19 protein-coding genes are annotated in these 17,872 nt (G+C 67.6%); 11 read left to right on the plus strand and 8 right to left on the minus strand.

Features of this window, described 5'->3' with window-relative positions:
- Positions 1-12: 12 nt before the first annotated feature.
- Positions 13-510 carry a single-stranded DNA-binding protein gene (locus ACFYRU_RS31175; RefSeq protein WP_387665071.1) on the minus strand — a complete coding sequence of 166 codons (498 nt, stop codon included), beginning with the start codon at positions 508-510 and terminating at the stop codon, positions 13-15.
- A 137-nt stretch (positions 511-647) separates the two neighbouring features.
- Here ACFYRU_RS31175 and ettA point away from each other — a divergent pair, with 137 nt between their 5' ends.
- The 4 genes from ettA (at position 648) to ACFYRU_RS31195 (ending at position 4,497) form a co-directional block, all read left to right on the plus strand.
- Positions 648-2,330 carry an energy-dependent translational throttle protein EttA gene (gene ettA / locus ACFYRU_RS31180; protein WP_387665073.1) on the plus strand — a complete coding sequence of 561 codons (1,683 nt, stop codon included), beginning with the start codon at positions 648-650 and terminating at the stop codon, positions 2,328-2,330.
- A gap of 99 nt (positions 2,331-2,429) precedes the next feature.
- Entirely contained in the window at positions 2,430-2,756 is a 327-nt protein-coding gene (locus ACFYRU_RS31185; protein ID WP_387665075.1) for an ArsR/SmtB family transcription factor, read from the plus strand.
- A complete protein-coding gene (locus ACFYRU_RS31190; protein WP_387665078.1) occupies positions 2,753-3,229 on the plus strand; it encodes an SRPBCC domain-containing protein in 477 nt (158 codons plus the stop codon). The genes ACFYRU_RS31185 and ACFYRU_RS31190 overlap by 4 nt, the downstream gene beginning before the upstream one ends.
- 242 nt (positions 3,230-3,471) lie before the next feature.
- Positions 3,472-4,497, plus strand: a complete 1,026-nt coding sequence (locus ACFYRU_RS31195) for a M4 family metallopeptidase (RefSeq protein WP_387665080.1) — start codon at positions 3,472-3,474, stop codon at positions 4,495-4,497.
- Positions 4,498-4,821: 324 nt separating this feature from the next.
- Here ACFYRU_RS31195 and ACFYRU_RS31200 read toward each other — a convergent pair whose 3' ends face one another.
- Both ACFYRU_RS31200 and ACFYRU_RS31205 read right to left on the minus strand, forming a co-directional pair.
- Positions 4,822-5,706 carry an aminoglycoside phosphotransferase family protein gene (locus tag ACFYRU_RS31200; protein WP_387665081.1) on the minus strand — a complete coding sequence of 295 codons (885 nt, stop codon included), beginning with the start codon at positions 5,704-5,706 and terminating at the stop codon, positions 4,822-4,824.
- A 40-nt stretch (positions 5,707-5,746) separates the two neighbouring features.
- Positions 5,747-6,193 (minus strand): MarR family winged helix-turn-helix transcriptional regulator, encoded by a 447-nt coding sequence (locus ACFYRU_RS31205; protein ID WP_387665084.1) that lies wholly within the window; start codon positions 6,191-6,193, stop codon positions 5,747-5,749.
- An 82-nt stretch (positions 6,194-6,275) separates the two neighbouring features.
- Between ACFYRU_RS31205 and ACFYRU_RS31210 the strand changes: the two genes are divergently transcribed.
- Positions 6,276-7,643: an FAD-dependent oxidoreductase gene (locus ACFYRU_RS31210; RefSeq protein ID WP_387665087.1), complete on the plus strand. Its 1,368-nt coding sequence runs from the start codon at positions 6,276-6,278 to the stop codon at positions 7,641-7,643.
- Here ACFYRU_RS31210 and ACFYRU_RS31215 read toward each other — a convergent pair whose 3' ends face one another.
- Complete coding sequence (locus ACFYRU_RS31215; protein WP_387666062.1) at positions 7,644-8,102, minus strand: MarR family winged helix-turn-helix transcriptional regulator; 459 nt, start codon at positions 8,100-8,102, stop codon at positions 7,644-7,646.
- A 155-nt stretch (positions 8,103-8,257) separates the two neighbouring features.
- Here ACFYRU_RS31215 and ACFYRU_RS31220 point away from each other — a divergent pair, with 155 nt between their 5' ends.
- Complete coding sequence (locus ACFYRU_RS31220; protein WP_387665089.1) at positions 8,258-8,827, plus strand: YceI family protein; 570 nt, start codon at positions 8,258-8,260, stop codon at positions 8,825-8,827.
- 48 nt (positions 8,828-8,875) lie between these two features.
- On the opposite strand, the gene ACFYRU_RS31225 is transcribed toward ACFYRU_RS31220, so the two are convergent.
- A complete protein-coding gene (locus tag ACFYRU_RS31225) occupies positions 8,876-9,475 on the minus strand; it encodes a TetR/AcrR family transcriptional regulator (RefSeq protein ID WP_387665092.1) in 600 nt (199 codons plus the stop codon).
- 76 nt (positions 9,476-9,551) lie between these two features.
- Between ACFYRU_RS31225 and ACFYRU_RS31230 the strand changes: the two genes are divergently transcribed.
- Genes ACFYRU_RS31230 through ACFYRU_RS31240 form a run of 3 tightly spaced genes read left to right on the plus strand, consistent with a single transcriptional unit; the run spans position 9,552 to position 12,682 of the window.
- Complete coding sequence (locus ACFYRU_RS31230) at positions 9,552-10,697, plus strand: acyl-CoA dehydrogenase family protein (RefSeq protein WP_387665094.1); 1,146 nt, start codon at positions 9,552-9,554, stop codon at positions 10,695-10,697.
- A 12-nt stretch (positions 10,698-10,709) separates the two neighbouring features.
- A complete protein-coding gene (locus ACFYRU_RS31235) occupies positions 10,710-11,930 on the plus strand; it encodes an acetyl-CoA C-acetyltransferase (protein ID WP_387665097.1) in 1,221 nt (406 codons plus the stop codon).
- Positions 11,930-12,682: an SDR family oxidoreductase gene (locus tag ACFYRU_RS31240; RefSeq protein WP_387665099.1), complete on the plus strand. Its 753-nt coding sequence runs from the start codon at positions 11,930-11,932 to the stop codon at positions 12,680-12,682. The genes ACFYRU_RS31235 and ACFYRU_RS31240 overlap by 1 nt, the downstream gene beginning before the upstream one ends.
- 3 nt (positions 12,683-12,685) lie before the next feature.
- On the opposite strand, the gene ACFYRU_RS31245 is transcribed toward ACFYRU_RS31240, so the two are convergent.
- On the minus strand, positions 12,686-13,510 hold the full coding sequence (locus ACFYRU_RS31245) for a hypothetical protein (RefSeq protein WP_387665101.1): 825 nt from the start codon (positions 13,508-13,510) through the stop codon (positions 12,686-12,688).
- Between the two features lie 10 nt (positions 13,511-13,520).
- Positions 13,521-14,900, minus strand: a complete 1,380-nt coding sequence (locus tag ACFYRU_RS31250; RefSeq protein WP_387665103.1) for a hypothetical protein — start codon at positions 14,898-14,900, stop codon at positions 13,521-13,523.
- Between the two features lie 134 nt (positions 14,901-15,034).
- Between ACFYRU_RS31250 and ACFYRU_RS31255 the strand changes: the two genes are divergently transcribed.
- Complete coding sequence (locus ACFYRU_RS31255; RefSeq protein ID WP_387665105.1) at positions 15,035-16,006, plus strand: helix-turn-helix transcriptional regulator; 972 nt, start codon at positions 15,035-15,037, stop codon at positions 16,004-16,006.
- On the opposite strand, the gene ACFYRU_RS31260 is transcribed toward ACFYRU_RS31255, so the two are convergent.
- Complete coding sequence (locus ACFYRU_RS31260; protein WP_387665107.1) at positions 15,997-16,527, minus strand: hypothetical protein; 531 nt, start codon at positions 16,525-16,527, stop codon at positions 15,997-15,999. The two genes, ACFYRU_RS31255 and ACFYRU_RS31260, sit on opposite strands and share 10 nt — an antisense overlap.
- Positions 16,528-16,895: 368 nt before the next feature.
- Between ACFYRU_RS31260 and ACFYRU_RS31265 the strand changes: the two genes are divergently transcribed.
- Positions 16,896-17,807 (plus strand): GNAT family N-acetyltransferase, encoded by a 912-nt coding sequence (locus tag ACFYRU_RS31265; protein ID WP_387665109.1) that lies wholly within the window; start codon positions 16,896-16,898, stop codon positions 17,805-17,807.
- Positions 17,808-17,872: the final 65 nt, after the last annotated feature.

A 17,872-nucleotide genomic window follows, 5' to 3' on the forward strand; every position in this document is an offset into this window, starting at 1 on the left:
ACGATGACATAGTTAGGCCGCCTCGGGTCGCTCGGTGGAGAGGGGCAACGGGGTGGCGAACTCGTCAGGTGGGTACGGCGCGGCGGTCACCTCGGGTGCGCGCTGCGAGAGCTCCGTCGCGGCGAAGGGGCTCTGGTCGGTCCGTGGGGCGCTCTTGGCGAAGGTTGTCGTGCCTCGGCTGAGGTCGTGGCCGAGGGAGAAGGCCTCGAGGATCACGCGGCTGTGGAGTTCGCCGGAGTCGTCGGTCCATTCGTGGGTGCGGAGGCGGCCGGTGACGATGACCGGCTGGCCGAGCTTGATGGAATCGAAGGCGTTGCGGGCCAGGTTTCGCCAGCACTGGACCGTGTACCAGGTGGTGGGTTTGTCGACGTAGTTGTTCAGAGTTCTGTCGAACTGGCGTGGGGTGGAGCCGAGGCGGAAGGTGGTTTGCGGGGTCTGGCGAATCTCCTTGAAGTCGGGGTCGCTGCCGATCCAGCCCAGGACTGTGAGGTACGTGTCACCAAGGCTCATGAGAGTGCCTTCCGTTCGTAGCGCGGGCGTTGTCGACGGAGAAGGTGCACGTGTTCGGGGCGGAATCCGGGGATGAAGTTGGCGGCTGTGGACAACCGGTTGGGTGGTGGGGTGGGGGAGCACATAGGCTCTGGGGTATGGCGGAATTCATCTACACGCTTCGCAACGTCCGGAAGGCGTACGGCGACAAGGTCGTTCTCGACAACGTCACGCTGAACTTTCTGACCGGGGCGAAGATCGGCGTCGTCGGGCCGAACGGCACCGGGAAGTCGTCGCTGTTCAAGATCATGGCCGGGCTGGAGCAGCCGAACAACGGCGAGGCGCGGCTGGCCGAGGACGCGACGGTGGGGATCCTGTTGCAGGAGCCGCCGTTGACCGAGGGCAAGACGGTGCTGGAGAACGTCCAGGAAGGGGTCGGCGACACCAAGCAGAAGCTCGACCGCTTCAACGAGATCTCCGCCGAGCTGGCCGACCCGGACGCGGACTACGACACGCTGCTGGCCGAGATGGGCGACCTGCAGACCGAGCTCGACCACCGCAACGCGTGGGACATCGACGCCCAGTTGGAGCAGGCGATGGACGCGCTGCGCTGCCCGCCGCCGGACGCGGTCGTCGACAACCTGTCCGGTGGTGAGCGCCGCCGGGTCGCGCTGTGCAAGCTGCTGCTGCAGCAGCCCGACCTGCTGCTGCTCGACGAGCCCACCAACCACTTGGACGCCGAGTCCGTGCTCTGGCTGGAGCAGCACCTGCAGAAGTACCCGGGCGCCGTCATGGCGATCACTCACGACCGGTACTTCCTGGACAACGTCGCCGAGTGGATCCTCGAGCTCGACCGCGGCCGGACGTACGGCTACGAGGGCAACTACTCGAAGTACCTGGAGACCAAGCAGCAGCGTCTGGTCGTCGAAGGGCAGAAGGACGCCAAGCGGCAGAAGATCCTGGAGCGCGAGCTCGAATGGGTCCGGTCGAACGCGAAGGCCCGCCAGACCAAGAGCAAGGCTCGTCTGCAGCGCTACGAGGAGCTCGCGGCCGAAGCCGAGCGCAACCGCAAGCTGGACATCGACGAGATCAACATCCCGGCCGGTCCGCGCCTGGGCAGCACCGTGCTCGAGGTCTCGAAGCTGGTGAAGGGCTTCGGTGACCGGAAGCTGATCGACGGCCTGAGCTTCAGCCTGCCGCGGGCCGGCATCGTCGGCGTCGTCGGCCCGAACGGCGTCGGCAAGTCGACCCTGTTCCGGATGATCGTCGGCGAGGAGCAGCCGGACGCCGGCACGCTCAAGCTCGGCGAGACGGTGAAGATCTCGTACGTCGACCAGTCGCGCGGCGGCCTGGACCCGAAGAAGACGGTCTGGCAGCAGGTGTCCGACGAACTCGACTACATCAAGGTCGCGAACTTCGAGATGCCGAGCCGGGCGTACGTCGCCTCGTTCGGGTTCAAGGGCCCGGACCAGCAGAAACCCACCGGCGTCCTGTCCGGCGGCGAGCGGAACCGGCTGAACCTGGCGCTGACGCTGAAGATGGGCGGCAACCTGCTGCTCCTCGACGAGCCGACCAACGACCTGGACGTCGAGACCCTGCAGTCCCTCGAGGATGCGCTGCTGGAGTTCCCGGGCTGTGCGGTGGTCGTGTCCCACGACCGGTGGTTCCTGGACCGTGTGGCGACCCACATCCTGGCCTGGGAGGGTACTGACGAGAAGCCGGCCGACTGGTTCTGGTTCGAGGGCAACTTCGCGTCGTACGAGGCGAACAAGATCGAGCGTCTCGGCCCGGAGGCGGCCCGGCCGCACCGGGTCACGCACCGCAAGCTCACACGCGACTGACCCACAACAGCAGTCGAAGCGGACCCCGCCTCCTCCAAGGGGCGGGGTCTAATAGTTTGCCCTTGCGCTAAGTATTGATCCAGGGCAATACTTAGCCTCATGGCACAGTATGAGGTCGACGGGGTGTTCGTCGCCCTGGCCGATCCGACTCGCCGGAGCGTGATCCGGCGGCTCGGGCGCGGCCCGACGAGCGTGGGAGAGCTGGCGGCAGAGTTCCCGATCACGTTGCCGTCGTTCATGAAGCACGTACGGACGCTGGAGTCGAACGGGCTGATCCGGACGGTGAAGACCGGCCGCGTGCGGACCTGCGTACTGAACCGCGAGCGGCTGGCGGTCGTGGACGACTGGCTGGCCGAGCAGCGACGGATCTGGGAGGAGCGCACCGATCGGCTGGAGCGCTTCGTGACCGACGAGGAGGACGTGTGAGGGCGGAGTTGGATCCGGAGCTGGATCTGGTCGTGGAGCGCATCATCCGGGCGCCGCGGGCGAAGGTCTGGGACGCCTGGACCGATCCGGAGAAGTTCGCGCAGTGGTGGGTGCCGGCGCCGGCCGTCTGCCGGGTGGTGCGGTTCGAGCCGCGGCCGGGCGGCGCGATGGTGACGGAGCTGAGCGAGGACGGTACGACGTTCGCGCCGCACCTCGATGCGAGCTTCCTGGTGGTCGAGGAACTCGACGGGCTGGTGTTCACGAACGCGGTCGACAGCCGGTGGCGTCCTGCTGATCCGGAGCCGTTGCTGATGACGGCCGAGGTGCGGCTCGCGGAGCATTCGGAGGGAACGGACTACCGCGTTGTCGTGCGGCATGCGTCGGCGGCGGCGCGGGAGTTGCACGAGGAGCTCGGGTTCGCGGACGGGTGGGGCACGGTGACCAAGCAACTCGCAGCGGTGGTCGAGGCGTGAATCGTCCCCGAAAATGCGGTTGAGTATTTGCTGAGAACCATTGTTGGTATTTGCAACGAATAGCCCCCGATATGGACAACAGTCGTTTCCGGGTATCAACTGGGAGCAGCCGTACCGCCCCACGGTCTTGGGGCGGTGGGGGTCATGGCAGGTCTTGGGCGGTCGGCCGCGGGTGCGCGCGGTCCGCCGTGTGCGCGGAGTGCCGCAGCTACCTCCGTCACCCGGACTCCAGGAGCATCATGATGGCAACACCAACATGTTTTTTCATTCCGCCGCACATCACCGACCACATCGCCAGGAACGCGCAGAAGCAGGGCCGAAGGACCGACGCGGCCCGTACGGCGACGGTCGATCAGGCCTTGCGGCAGAAGCGCAAGAGCGCGACCTACGCGACCCTTCAAACGCTTACTCTGCCGCAGCCGGGCAAGAGTGACATCGTCATCTATGACGACCAGAACCAGTGGAACGTCAACGTCCAAGAGGTCCGCGGCCCTGATGACCCGCCGGTTGGCGGCCAGAACGTCAACCTCGCCTACGATGCGCTCGCCGCGACCCGGAAGTTCTACCACGAGGTGCTCGGCCGGGAGTCGATCGACAACGCGGGCCTGACCATCGACGGCAACGTCAATTTCGGTGTCCAGTACGACAATGCGTTCTGGGACGGCTCCGAAATGGTGTTCGGGAACGGCGACAACGTCATCTTCAAGGACTTCACCAATGACGTCGACGTACCCGGCCACGAGTTGACCCACGGCGTCACGCAGTACACCGCCGGCCTCGGGTACACCGATCAGACCGGCGCGCTGAACGAGGCGACCTCCGACATCATGGGCGCGTGCATCGACCAGTACGTCAGTGGCCAGGACGCCGGTACGTTCAACTGGCTGATCGGCGAAGGCGTGATGGCCGACGACCTGTACGGCGAGGCGATCCGGTCGATGGCGCATCCCGGTACGGCCTACGACGATCCGTTGCTCGGCAAGGACCCGCAGGCCGACAGCATGGCCGGCTACGTACCGAACGGTGACCCGCACATCAACAGCGGCATCATCAACCGGGTGTTCTACCTGATCGCGACCGATCTCGGCAGCTTCCCGGCGGCGAAGCTCTGGTACGCGACCCTGCAGAACCTGTGGCCGACGGCGGTGTTCGCCGACGCGGCGCACGTCGCCGGTGACATGGCGCGCATCCTGGCGCGTGACGGCGTGGTCGCCCGCCAGGCACCGCAGACCGTCAGGGCGGCCTTCCACGAGGTCGGAATCAGCTGACATACGACGGGCGGGGCCTGCCTCGAACTCCTCGAGGCCGACCCCGCGCGAAGCGAACCCGGCGGCTCAGGCGGAACGGGCCAGGTCCGAGCCCGGCCCGGCCCACGCGACGTCGCAGGTCTCACAGGACCAGGTGAAGTGTTGGTGACGGCGCTGCCGGAGAGGGACGTGTTTGCCCAACAAGGCTCCGCATGACCAGCAGGTGCTGCTGACCAGAACGTGGCCGTCCGGTACTTGGGCGCTGCCATCCGGGGGGAGGATGGGGCTGCTCATCGATCTGCTCTTTTCGTGGGGGGTGCTACCAGTGTGCGCCACCCGCGAAGGTCATACGTTTGCTTCGTGATCGGTGAGAACCTCGTCGATCACCTGACGACCGGCCGGCGACGTCTCGTAGGTGATGAGCGCTTTCCACAGCGCCCAGCCGCGGGCCCGCGCCCACACCGCCTCGTCCTGGGCGACTGTTTCGCGGAAGATTGCCCGCGACCGGCCGGAGAAGAAGGTGTACGCGATCACGAGGTCGCAAGCCGGATCGCCGATGCCCGACGTACCGAAGTCGATGACGGCGGACAGTCGGCCGTCGCGGACGAGCAGGTTGCCGTGGGAGATGTCGCCGTGGAACCACACCGGCGGTCGCTCCCAGGTGGTTGTGAGGGCTGCTTCCCAGACCTCGCCTGCCAGGTCGGCGTTGATCCGCTCCTTCAGTGAGGCCAGGGCGTCGATCGTTTCGTCGTGGTAGTGCTGCAGTGCGGCGCCACGGTAGAAGCTGTGTGCGCCGGCGAGTGGGCCGCCGGTTGCGTCCGCGCTTTGCAGGGCGAGGATGAACTCTGCGATCGAACGTGCGAACACGTGCAGGTCGCGAACAGACTCAACGGATGCTGTCTCACCTGAGATCCAGCGCCTGATGGCCCAGGGATGTGGATAGCTGAAGGCGGGTTTGCCTAACGCCACGGCTGACGGGATCTCGACCGGGAGTTGCGGGGCGAGGCGGGGGAGCCAGGTGTGTTCCTTGGCGACGGCGGCTACGTACGACTCGGCCGTTGGGAGGCGGGCGGTGAGGTCCGTGCCGAGGCGGTACGTCCGGTTGTCCCAGCCGTCGACCTTCACCGGGGTGACCGGCAGGTCGGCCCACTGCGGGAACTGTTGCGCGACAAGTCGCCGGACAAGGTCTGCGTCGATGCCGGCTCGGCCGTCCTGGTGGTAATCCGTCACGCCGCAAGCGTCCCGGAGTACGACGGCGGCGCCAAAGTGTTTAGTCCCGGGCTACAGCGTCGTCGACCGAGTCCGCGAGGAACTGCGAGATGACCCGCAGCTCCTCGACGCTCCGGGTCGCCAGTAGCTGATACATCCGCTCGCCCTGTTCGGCGTACAGCGGGACCAGCTTCTCCTGGATCTTCTCCAGCGACGGCGTCACGACGACCTTGCGCCGGTCCCGCGGATCCGGCTCGCGGGTGACGAAGCCGTGCGCCTCGAGCCGGTCGATGACGCCGGTGATCGTCCCCGAGGTCAGGCCGGTGCGCTCGGCCAGCTGCCGCGGCGTGAGCGGACCGTACGTCTGCAGCAGCGTCATGAACTGCGAGTCGCTGCCGCCGAGGCCGACCTTCGCGGACACCGCGTGGTTGTAGAGCACGGCTTCGGCGATGAAGCGGATCAGCCGCTGCTGGATCTCGCCGGCGAGCTCTTCTCGGGAACTGGTCATGGCCACCTCAGCATAGGGCTTGCTTTTCTCTCGGATCGCCAAGATACTCGAACTACCAAGATACTTGAAGGGACGAGAGATCATGAAGGTGCTGGTAATCGGCGGCGGAACCGGCGGCCTGGCGTTGGCGCACGGCCTGAAGCGAGCCGGGATCGAGGTGGCGGTGTTCGAGCGGGACGCGCTGCGGACCGAGGGTCTGCACGGCTACCGCGTCGGCATCGACCCGGACGGCAGCCGGGCGCTGAGCGCGTTGCTGCCGACGGAGCTGTACGACACGTTCGTCGCGACCAAGGCCCGCGACCCGAGGTACTTCAACATGCTCACCGAGGACCTGAAAGAGGTCCTCTCGATGGAGATCCCGCCGTCCACGGATCCGGTCGAGAGCGAGAAGTCGATCAGCCGGATGACGCTGCGGCAGATCCTGCTCACCGGGCTCGAGGACGTGGTCGAGTTCGGCAAGGTGTTCACCCGCTTCGAGCAGTACGACGACCACGTGACGGCGTACTTCGCCGACGGGACCGAGGCGACGGGGGACCTGTTGGTCGCCGCCGACGGGTCGGGCTCCCGGGTGCGGCGTCAGTACCTGCCGCAGGCGAAGACCGAGGAGACCGGGATCGTGGCGATCGCAGGCAAGCTGCCGATCACCGAGGAGAGCGCCGAGCTGGTGTCGCCGAAGGTGTTCGAGGGCATCTCGATGATCAACGCGCCGCGCGGGCTGTTCTGCATCATCCATGTGATGGAGTTCCTCTGGGACCGCGACGGCCGCCCGAAGCACGGGATCGGCGGCAATACCGAGGAACTGATCCGGCGCTGGCCCGGGCTGCAGTTCGACAACACCCGCGACTACATCAACTGGGGCCTGTCGGCGACCCGGGACAAGCTGCCCGCGAACATCATGGACCTGCGCGGCGAGGAACTGGTCCGCACCGCGCTCGACCTGACGCCCGGCTGGCATCCGAACCTGCGCCGGATGTTCGAGTTGACCGATCCGGGCACCTGTTTCCCGGTGAACATCTGGACCTCGGTACCGCTCGAGCCCTGGCCGAGTACGAACGTCACGCTGATCGGGGACGCGATCCACACCATGACGCCGGGCCGGGGCGTCGGCGCGAACACCGCGCTCCGGGACGCCGTGAACCTGTGCCGCGAGCTGATCGAGGTCCGCGACGGCCGCAAGGAGCTGGTCGCGGGGGTGCGCGCGTACGAGACGAAGATGATCGAGTACGGCTTCGACGCCGTGATCAAGTCGCGGGCCCAGATGACCTCGGGCGACCCGATGCACAAGCCGGTGATCGGCCGGATGATCCTGGCCGGCATGCGGACCGGGATGCGCGCGGTGAACCACCTGCCGCCGGTCAAGCGGCGGATGCGCGACAAGATGATGGCCTACCGCGGCGCCGACCGGGACGAGCTGACCTTGGAGATCACGCCGGCCCCGGCCGGTCGGTAGTCAGCGCTGGCCGATGTGTTCGGAGACGGCGTCGAAGACGCGGCCGACGGCGGCGAAGTCCTCCGGGCTGGACAGGTCGACCAGGTTCTCCCGGACGCCGTCCACGTGGTACGGCGCGGCCTGCTCGAGCAGGGCGAAGCCGGCGTCGGTCAGCTCGGCCCAGACGCCGCGCTTGTCGCTGGTGCAGGACGTACGGCGGACCAGGTCGGCGGCCTCCAGCCGGCCGACGGTGTGGGTCAGGCGCGACCGGCTCTGGTGCAGCCGGTCGGCCAGGTCGGCCATCCGCAGCCGCCGGTCGGGCGCCTCGGAGAGCCGGACGAGGATCTCGTAGTCGTTGATCCCCAGGCCGAACTGGCGAAGGTCGTCATCGAGCTTGGCCATCAGGCGTGCAGTTCCCAGCAGGTACGCACGCCACGCCACCTGCTGCTCGGCGTTCAGCCACCGAGTCCCCGTGTCCATCTCAGTCTCCATCGTCACGTGATCAGTGTACCGGGAATGTAGTTGACTTTTAAACCGTTACTGCCTACTGTCGTAGTCATCGGTTGAAGTTTTAACTATAGACCAGGCTGCGTCGCCCCCGACCAGTTCGAACCATGTTTTCCCGAGAGGACCCCATGAGCGACACCACCACCGGCACCCTGACCAGCACCATCCCCGGCCTGGTCGCCGGCACCTACGCCCTCGACACCGCGCACAGCGAGGTCGGCTTCACCGTCCGGCACCTGATGACCAAGGTCCGCGGCACCTTCCAGGAGTTCAGCGGCGAGATCGTGGTCAAGGACTCGATCGAGGAGTCGACCACCAACGTCGAGATCGAGCTCGGTTCGGTGCACACCCGCAGCGAGCAGCGCGACGGTCACCTGCGCTCCGGCGACTTCTTCGACGCCGAGAACAGCCCGAAGATGACCTTCGTCAGCACCGCCATCAAGCCCGAGGGCGACGACTACGTCCTGGCCGGCGAGCTGACCATCAAGGACGTCACCAAGCCGATCGAGCTCGCGGTCGAGTTCCTCGGTGTCGACCAGAACGCGTACGGCCAGACCATCATCGGTTTCGAGGCCTCCGCGTCGATCAGCCGCAAGGAGTGGGGCATCGACTTCAACGTCCCGCTCGAGGGTGGCAAGCTGCTGATCGGTGACAAGGTGGACATCCACCTCGACGTCCAGGCTGCCCTCCAGGCCTGATCCGAGCAGCATCCGAAAGGCCCCGCACCAGGTGGTGCGGGGCCTTCGCTACGCCTGGACCATGCGAAGAGCGAGGTCGGCGTACAGCTTGCCGAGGGCGGCCGGATCGCCACGGTGCGGCGTGTACCAGCGGGCCACGTCGATCGAGAGCGACAGTACGGCGAGCGTGGTGCCGGGCAGGTCCGGTACGGCGAAGGTGCCGTCGGCGACGCCGTCCGCGAGGACCTGCTCGATCTGGCTGGAGATGGCGCGGCGGATCGTCGCGACCTCTGCAAGGTGCTCCGGGGACAGCGCGGCGAGCTCGTACTGGACGACGCGGGCGATCGTGTGGTGTTCGGCGTGCCAGGCGGTGAAGGCGGCGACGAGTGAGCGCAGCCGGTCGGCGGGAGTGGAGCCGGTGTCGGCGGAGCGTAGTACGTCGAGAGCGGCGTTGTGGCCGTACAGGCTGATCTCGAAGAGCAGGCGTTCCTTGGACGGGTAATGCACGTACAGGGCGGCGGGGCTCATGCCGGCGCGCGAGGCGATGTCCCGGGTCGTGGTGGCCTGGTAGCCGCGTTGGGCGAACGCGTCGACGGCGCCCGTCAGCAGCCGGCGGGCCGCGGCCGGCTGGACGTGCTCCCAGACCAGGGGATCGGTGACTGCGGACACGTTGACACCTTGCACCAAAAGCGTGAAGCTAAGCAAGCGCTTAGCCATCCATCTCAAAAACCTTGGGGAGGCCTAGATGGAGCGCGTCATCTTCAACGAGGACCACCACGCATTCCGCGCCAGCGCGAAGGAGTACTGCGACCGGTCGCTGGTGCCGCGGATGGAGCAGTTCCTCGAAGAGAAGACGATCGACCGTGCCGTCTGGCTGGAGGCCGGCAAGCAGGGCTTCCTCGGGCTGGACGTGCCGGAGGAGTACGGCGGTTCGAGCGTCGGCGACTACCGGTTCAACGCGGTGTTCGCGGAGGAGGTGTCGAAGGTCTCCGCGTCGCTGTCGAGCTGCTTCGGCATCCACTACGACTGCGCCGCGCCGTACTTCGTGGACCTCGGCACCGAGGAGCAGAAGCAGCGGTGGCTGCCGAAGTTCTGTTCCGGCGAGTATGTCGCCGCGATCGGGATGACCGAACCGTCCGGCGGCTCCGACCTGGCCGCGCTGAAGACGAGCGCGAAGAAGACCGACGACGGCTGGCTGCTGAACGGGTCGAAGACCTTCATCACCAACGGCGACATGGCCGACCTGGTGATCGTCGCGGCCCGCACCGACCCGGCCAAGGGCGCGAAGGGCATCACGCTGTTCGTGGTCGAGGAGGGGATGGCCGGATTCGCCCGCGGCCGCAAGCTGGACAAGGTCGGCCAGACCGAGTCCGGTACGTCGGAACTCTTCTTCGAGGACGTTTTCGTTGCCGATGACAACGTACTCGGCGAGGTGGACCGCGGCTTCATCCACATGATGGAGCGGCTCGCGCAGGAGCGGATCGGCGCCGCGGTGTCGAACATCGCGCACGCCACCCAGATCCTGGCCGAGACAATCGACTACGTGAAGCAACGCAAGGCGTTCGGCCAGCCGGTGGGCTCGTTCCAGTACAACAAGTTCCTGGTCGCCGAGCTGGTCACCAAGGCCGAGGTGACCCAGGCGTACGTCGACAACGCGATCGTGGCGCACGACGAGGACCGGCTGTCCGCGGTCGACGCCGCGAAGACGAAGTGGTGGAGCGCCCACGTGCAGAACGAGATCCTGGACGCCTGTGTCCAGCTGCACGGCGGCTACGGCTACATGAACGAGTACCGGGTCGCCCGCGCCTGGCGCGACGCCCGGGTGACGAAGATCTGGGCCGGCTCGAACGAGATCATGAAGGAACTGATCGGCCGCGACCTCGGCCTGTAGAAGGGAATTGCTGTGCCTGAAGCAGTCATCGTGTCGACGGCCCGTTCGCCGATCGGCCGCGCGTACAAGGGGTCGCTGACCTCGATCCGGCCGGACGACCTGGCAGTCCAGATGATCAAGGCGGCAGTCGACAAGGTCGGGCTGACCGGCGACCAGATCGAGGACCTCGCGCTCGGCTGCGCGGAGCCGCACGACGAGCACGGCGGCAACATGGCCCGCCGGGTCGCGGTCCAGCTCGGCTGGGACAACACGCCGGCGACCACGGTGAACCGGTTCTGCGCGTCGTCGACGCAGACCGCGCGGATGGCGTACCACGCGATCAAGTCCGGTGAGGGCGACATCTTCGTCAGCGCGGGCGTCGAGTGCGTCTCGCGGTACAAGAACTTCGGGTCCGCCGGCGTCGGCGACCCGAGCTCGTTCAACCCGATCTTCACCGACGCGGTCGCGCGCACCGAGAAGTACGCGGAGACCAACGACACCTGGCACGACCCCCGCGAGGACGGGCTGGTCCCGGACATCTACATCTCGATGGGCCAGACCGCGGAGAACGTCGCGACGCTGCGCGGCATCTCCCGCGCGGACCAGGACGTGTTCGGTGTCCGCTCGCAGAACCTGGCCGAGAAGGCGATCGGCAACGGGTTCTTCGAGCGCGAGATCGTCCCGGTGACGCTGCCCGACGGGACAGTCGTGAGCAAGGACGACGGCCCGCGGGCGGGTACGACGCTCGAGGGCGTCAGCGGGCTGAAGCCGGTGTTCCGTCCTGACGGCACGGTCACGGCGGGCAACTGCTGTCCGCTGAACGACGGCGCCGCGGCGGTCGTGATCATGAGCGACACCAAGGCCCGCGAGCTCGGCCTGACCCCGCTGGCGCGGATCGTCTCGACCGGTGTGAGCGGTCTGTCGCCGGAGATCATGGGCCTCGGTCCGGTGGAGGCGTCGAAGCAGGCGCTGGCGCGGGCCGGGATGAGCATCAATGACATCGATCTGGTCGAGATCAACGAGGCGTTCGCGGTCCAGGTGATCGGTTCGGCCCGCGAGCTCGGGATCGACGAGGACAAGCTGAACGTGCACGGCGGTGCGATCGCGCTCGGCCACCCGTTCGGGTCGACCGGTGCGCGGATCATGACCACGCTGGTGAACGGCCTGCAGTTCGAGGACAAGCAGTTCGGTCTCGAGACGATGTGTGTCGGCGGCGGCCAGGGCATGGCGATCGTGCTCGAGCGCCTCAGCTGATGGGTCTCGGCAAACGTACGGCGATCGTCACCGGAGCATCCCGTGGGATCGGGCTGGCGGTCGCCCAGCGTCTGGTTGCCGACGGCGCGCGCGTCGTCATCACCGGGCGTACGCAGGAGACGCTGGACGAGGCCGTGAAAACCCTGGGCGGTCGTGAGCATGCGCTTGCGATCGCGGGCAACGCGGCTGACGCCTCGCATCGCGGGGCGGTCGTCGCGGCGGCGGTAGCGACGTACGGCTCAGTGGACCTGTTGGTGAACAACACCGGCATCAACCCGATCTACGGGAAGCTGCTGGACGTCGACGCGGCGGTCGCGGGCAAGATGGTCGACACCAACGTGCTGGCCGCGATCGCCTGGGTGAAGGCCTGCCGTGACGCGTGGATGCGGGAGCACGGCGGTGCCGTGGTGAACCTGTCGTCCGTGGCCGGCCTGGCGCCGTCGCCTGGGATCGGGTGGTACGGCGCGACCAAGGCCATGCTTTCGCGGGTCACCCAGGAGCTGGCGGTCGAGCTGGCTCCGGAGATCCGGGTGAACGCCGTGGCTCCGGCGGTTGTCAAGACCAAGTTCGCCGGAGCTCTCTACGAAGGACGTGAGGAGAAGGTCGCCGCGTCGTACCCACTGGGTCGCCTTGGCCGGCCGGAGGACGTCGCTTCGCTGGTGTGGTTCTTGTTGTCCGACGAAGCGTCGTGGATCACCGGCCAGACCATCACGATCGACGGCGGCCTCACCCTCAACGGCGGAATCGTTTAGCTGTCACGAGCGGACGATGCCTTGGGTGTCGGTACCGTTGCCGTCCCAGTCGCCGACCAGCGGCCGGTCGCCGGTGTCGCCGTACCGGACGGACTCGGTGGTCTCGGTGGTATCGATACCGCTCACGCGGAAGTAGAAGGTCGCGTTGGCCGGGTAGTAGAGGCCCGGCTCGTCGCGGCCGTCACCGTTCCAGTCGCCGACCAGCGGCTTCCAGTACGGGTCGCCGTACACGAACGACCTGCTGGTGCCGTCGGGGAGGCGGAGGTCGAAGGTCGCGTCGCCGGCACGGTAGACGCCGACGTCGTCGATGCCGTCGCCGTTCCAGTCGCCGATCAGCGGAGTCTGGTACGGACCGCCGTACGTGACGGTGGTCGTTGTCCCGTCGGCCGCCCGCTTCGTGAAGGTGCCCGTCGACGGGGTGTAGGTACCGACCTCGTCGGTGCCGTCGCCGTTCCAGTCGCCGACGATCGGCCGGTCGCCGACGGCACCGAACGCGATGGTGACCTGGCCGACGCCGCCGTTGAAATTGTTGGTCAGGAAGAACTTGTTCTCGTCCGGGCTGTAGGCGCCCGGCGTGTCCCCGCCGGCGCCGTCCCAGTTGCCGGCCAGCGGCACCATCGGAGTGTTGCCGTAGGCAAAGGCCGGGACGGTCGCCGATTGTGAGGTCCTGCTGTTCGACAGGTACCAGTTGTAGACGCAGGTGGCCGCCGTGACCTCGGTGGACTTCTTCTCGTCCTTGGCGAAGACATTCGGAACCGCGACGACCACCGCGGCGACGGCGGCCGCGACGCCGCCGGTGATCACCTGACTGAGGAGCTGCGTGCGCATCTGTACTCCCTTACACATCGAGCCGGTAGAGGGCCGCGGCCCCGGGTGCCAGGGTGGCGACGATCTTCGTCCGGTCCGCCTGGGCGGTGTAGGCGCGGGTCGCCGGATCGAAGACAGAGACCTTCTTGACCGTTGCCTGACTCAGCGAAACCGTCGTGGTCGCACTCGTACCGGACTGCCGGTTGGCGATCAGCAACCAGCGCGTGCCGGCCGCGTCGGTCGGCCGGAACCGCCCCAGCACCGCAGGACTGCCCGCCACGCCGGTGAGGTAGCTGTCCGGAGTGAAGCCGACCGTTCCCGTGGGTGGGGTGTGGTTCGCATGGACAGCGAGTTCGGAGACGAGCGGTTTGAGTTCGGCGCCGACCGGTCGCAGCCAACTCGTGTTGATCGTCTTCGCGGCGTCGTACAGGGGAGTGTGGGTTCCGTCGAGCGTGGTGAGCGCGCGGCCGAAGTTCTCCCCGCGCGCAGGGTCGGGCTGCCAGTAGGTGAAGTACTGGATGCCCTTGCAGCCGTAGGCGAGGCTGGTGTTGATGTTCCACAGCAGCTCGGCCTGGGTCGGGAACCGATGGCCGTTGAACTCGACACTCTGGACGAACACCCAGGAGGGGATGTTCGCGCGCAGGGCCTCGGAGCGGATGATCGCCCAGTTCTCGAAGTACTGCGGGTCCTCGCCGGAGGTGAGGAGCGGATAGCGGTCGTACGACAGCATCGGCGGGTGGCAGGTGTCGACGAAGCTGCGGACCATGGCCCGGTAGCCGTCGCCGCTGCCCGGCACGAGATTCGAGTACGGCGTGTAGGTCGCCGCCTGTTCACGCGCGATCGCGAACGCCTTGCCCAGTGAGGGAAACTGTCCTTCCGGTGGCTCGTCGCCGAGACTGAATCCCGCGAACGACTCGAAACCGCGGTACTGGTTCAGCGCGTTGGTCAGCAAGTTCCGTGCGTCCGCGGTGGTGATCGACATCGGGACCGAGCGGTCGTCGCTGATCGTGAACCGCCGCGCCAGGTTCTGGACATCGGGATCGCTGCTGACCAGCACCTTCAGCCCGACCTGCTCGGCGATCGCCAGGGTCTGCCGGATGATCGCCTGGTCGTCGAGGTAGTTGCCCGTGATCAGGAAGTTGAAGCCGGCGGTCCGGATGTCGCCGTACCGGTCGACGGTCGTCTGGTACGGCGGTGGCGGCCAGAACAGCCCGATCGGGAACTCGGCGCCACCGACCAGAGGCAGGTCCACACAGGCGGCCGCCGCAGTCGCGGCTTTCGCAGGAGCTTTGGTGGAAGCGGTGAGTCGTTGGGCGAAGGGAAGCGGCGCGGCGGCCAGCGCGCCGATGACGGCACCGCGAAGCACCGCGCGTCGGCCGAACCCGCCGGCCGCCTTGTGTTCAGGGATCATCCTGCTCCTCCTGTTCCGGTCGTTACGCAGACCAGAACAGCCGAAGCGATGGCGGAGAGCAATCCTTTGTGTGCGGAACGTCGTGAACGCTTGCCGACCAGTTCCGGACAACCGATGAACATATTGTTGGGGACATGCGGGCGGACCGGCTGTTGCAGATCATTCTGTTGCTGCAGCGCCACGAGCGGCTGAGTGCGCGGGAGTTGGGGGAGCGGCTGGAGGTGTCGACGCGGACGGTCATGCGCGACATGGAGGCGCTGTCCGCGGCCGGCGTACCGGTGTACTCGGAGCGCGGTCGGAACGGGGGCTGTGTGCTGCTGCCTGGGTACCGTGCCGACGTCAGTGAGCTCACGCCGCGCGAGGCACAGGCACTGTTCGCGTGGTCGGGACGGGCTGCGCTGTCGGATGAGCTCGGTCTACAGGACGCCCTGCACTCTGCGATGGGCAAGCTGTCCGCGACACTGCCCGTAGCGCTTCAGGGTGAGGCGGACGCGCTGTCTGGCTCCATCGTCGTCGACAGGCGGCGCTGGTTCGCTGATGCCGAGGACCACGGTGCTTTGCCCGTACTGCGCCAGGCGGTTGTCACGCGCCGCCGGGTGCGGCTGCGGTACGCGTCGGCGAGTGCGGGCGTACAGCAACGCACCGTGGACCCGTGGGGTCTCGTGGAACAGGCCGGGCGCTGGTACCTCGTGGCGGCGCATCGCGGTGTGGCGCGAATGTACCGGGTGTCGCGCGTCGAGGAGGTCGACGTACTCGAGGAGACCGCGGAGCGGCCGGAAGGCCTGGACGTACGGGCCGAGTGGGAGCGGTTGCGGTCCGGGCTGGAACGGCACGCGCCGGTCGGGGTCGACGTACTGGTGCGGGTCCGGCCGGACAAAACCGAGCTGATCCGGCGGATCGCGACGCCGATGCTCGCGAAGGGGGAGGTGCCCCGGGACGTACCGTCCGACGACGAGTGGCCGCACCTGCGGATGCACTTCCGGGTGCGGGAGGCCGCGTGCGGCGTACTGCTCGGGTTCGCCGGCGATCTGGAGGTGCTGGGACCGGGGGACCTGCGAGAGCGGATGCTGGAGCTGGCCCGGGCGGCGGTGGCGACCTACGGCTGACGGGTCGCCACGAATGTCTGCCGGAGGATGACGTTGCCGTCGGCATCGATGTCCTCGTTGCGCCAGTGGAAACCGTCCACAGTGATCCCGGTGAACTCCCAGCGGGTACTCGCGGACTGTGCCTCGAGCGTGATCGTGTCGCCGCTCGCGTGCGCGACGAACGGCATCACGAACGCCGCCTTCGGCCCCATCCAGGTCGAACGGAACGCCTGCAGTTCCGGGTCGTAGATCCGGATCGACAGACCCCACTCGCCGTCACCGTCGGTACCGCGGGCCAGCCGGCTCGGGGTGATCCAGACGTCCGCGACCGCGCGACCGTCGAGCGCCCAGGCGAAGTGCCATTCGCCGTGCGTACGGCGCGTGACGGCGCCGGTCTCGTCGTACCAGGCGACGTCGAGGTCCCAGCTGCCGATCAACGGAGCGAACGGGCGGAAGGCGTCCGCGTACTCCGCGCGCGGGCCGTCGGAAACCATCAGATCGGCGAGAACTCTCGCGGCCGCCGCGCCGTCGGTGAGCTGCATGTTTTCACCCTAGGGTCTGTCTGGTGATCCAGCGCCGTCGCGAGGAGGTGCTCGGTGCGGTGGCTCGGCGTGCGGGGGTGAAGGACTCGATGCGGATCCATCGTGGCCTTTGCCCCCGTGCGGCGAGGTGCCGTGCCGAGTGCCCCGCAGTAGGCGATGGATTGCCAGACAGGCCCTAGATGCGGACGCCCCGCCGCCGGTGACCCCGTCGCGTGCAACCACGATGGCACTTCCGGCGGTCGGGGCATTCAGTCCGACAGCACCGCGTCACTCTATTACGAGTTCGGCGCACATCCGAATCACGGGACCGGCAAGATCCCGTCTCTTAATGCGTGGCGACCGTACGGCGTCCTGGTTAGGGTCCGGGCATGACGACTCGGGCGGTGGTACGGCAGGCCGTGGCGGGCGATGCCGCGGCGGTGGCGGCGGTGCGGCGCGCGGTGTACCCGTACAAGGTGATGTCGGCGGCCGCGGTCGCGCACATGATCACGGTGCAGTCGCCGGGGGAGCGGTTCCTGCCGCTGGTCGCGCTGCGCGACGGCGAGGTCGTCGCCTGGGGATCGGCCGGCCTGAACGTCTGGACCAGCGAACCCGGCCAGTCCGAGGCGATCGTCTACGTACACCCCGACCATCGCAAGCACGGCATCGGCAGCGCGCTCGCCGAGCGCCTGCACCAGCATCTCACCGAGGTCGGCGCGGTCCGGGTGCGGACGTTCGCGCACCCCGACGGCGTCGAGTTCGCGCGTAACCTCGGGTACGACGGGACCCGGCAGATGCACTTCGCCGGGCTCGACCTGACCGGGGAGCTGCCCGCGCAGCCGCCGACGCCGGACGGGATCGAGCTGGTCAGCTTCGACGACCTCGACCCGCGGACGGCGTACACCGCCGACACGATCGCGTCGCTGGACGAGCCGAGCGACTCGCCGCTGGACGCGGTCGAGTACGACGTGTGGCTCGAGGAGATCTGGAACGGCCCGTCGATGGACAAGTCGCTCAGCGTCGGCGCGATGGCCGGCGGCGAGCTGGTCGCGTTCACCGTCGTCGAGACCGCCACCGACCGGATGTGGTCGGGCATGACCGGGACGATTCCGGGATATCGGGGCAGAGGCCTCGCCAAGCTCGTGAAGTCGGTCGCCCTGCGTCGCGCCGCGGCGGCCGGGATCACCTCCGCGTACACCTCGAACGACGACGAGAACGGCCCGATGCTTGCCGTCAACACCTGGCTCGGCTACCACCGCGTCCAGACCGAACTCGGCCTCCTGCGTGCGCTCGACACCTGACAGGGCTCGAAAGCTCTCAGAACGTCCAGCAGGTTAGGTCGGGCGAAGGGAACGCCCGACCTACC

It is taken from the genome of Kribbella sp. NPDC004536, assembly GCF_042873835.1.
Classification (GTDB): Bacteria; Actinomycetota; Actinomycetes; order Propionibacteriales; family Kribbellaceae; genus Kribbella.

Bases quoted from the DNA above. Each gene is read 5' to 3' on its own strand.
- ettA (WP_387665073.1), top strand. From the start codon at position 648: ATGGCGGAATTCATCTACACGCTTCGCAACGTCCGGAAGGCGTACGGC.
- ACFYRU_RS31250 (WP_387665103.1), bottom strand. From the start codon at position 14,900: ATGATCCCTGAACACAAGGCGGCCGGCGGGTTCGGCCGACGCGCGGTG.
- ACFYRU_RS31245 (WP_387665101.1), bottom strand. From the start codon at position 13,510: ATGCGCACGCAGCTCCTCAGTCAGGTGATCACCGGCGGCGTCGCGGCC.
- ACFYRU_RS31215 (WP_387666062.1), bottom strand. From the start codon at position 8,102: ATGGACACGGGGACTCGGTGGCTGAACGCCGAGCAGCAGGTGGCGTGG.
- ACFYRU_RS31255 (WP_387665105.1), top strand. From the start codon at position 15,035: ATGCGGGCGGACCGGCTGTTGCAGATCATTCTGTTGCTGCAGCGCCAC.
- ACFYRU_RS31195 (WP_387665080.1), top strand. From the start codon at position 3,472: ATGGCAACACCAACATGTTTTTTCATTCCGCCGCACATCACCGACCAC.
- ACFYRU_RS31175 (WP_387665071.1), bottom strand. From the start codon at position 510: ATGAGCCTTGGTGACACGTACCTCACAGTCCTGGGCTGGATCGGCAGC.
- ACFYRU_RS31210 (WP_387665087.1), top strand. From the start codon at position 6,276: ATGAAGGTGCTGGTAATCGGCGGCGGAACCGGCGGCCTGGCGTTGGCG.
- ACFYRU_RS31230 (WP_387665094.1), top strand. From the start codon at position 9,552: ATGGAGCGCGTCATCTTCAACGAGGACCACCACGCATTCCGCGCCAGC.
- ACFYRU_RS31260 (WP_387665107.1), bottom strand. From the start codon at position 16,527: ATGCAGCTCACCGACGGCGCGGCGGCCGCGAGAGTTCTCGCCGATCTG.
- ACFYRU_RS31220 (WP_387665089.1), top strand. From the start codon at position 8,258: ATGAGCGACACCACCACCGGCACCCTGACCAGCACCATCCCCGGCCTG.
- ACFYRU_RS31240 (WP_387665099.1), top strand. From the start codon at position 11,930: ATGGGTCTCGGCAAACGTACGGCGATCGTCACCGGAGCATCCCGTGGG.
- ACFYRU_RS31205 (WP_387665084.1), bottom strand. From the start codon at position 6,193: ATGACCAGTTCCCGAGAAGAGCTCGCCGGCGAGATCCAGCAGCGGCTG.
- ACFYRU_RS31185 (WP_387665075.1), top strand. From the start codon at position 2,430: ATGGCACAGTATGAGGTCGACGGGGTGTTCGTCGCCCTGGCCGATCCG.
- ACFYRU_RS31265 (WP_387665109.1), top strand. From the start codon at position 16,896: ATGACGACTCGGGCGGTGGTACGGCAGGCCGTGGCGGGCGATGCCGCG.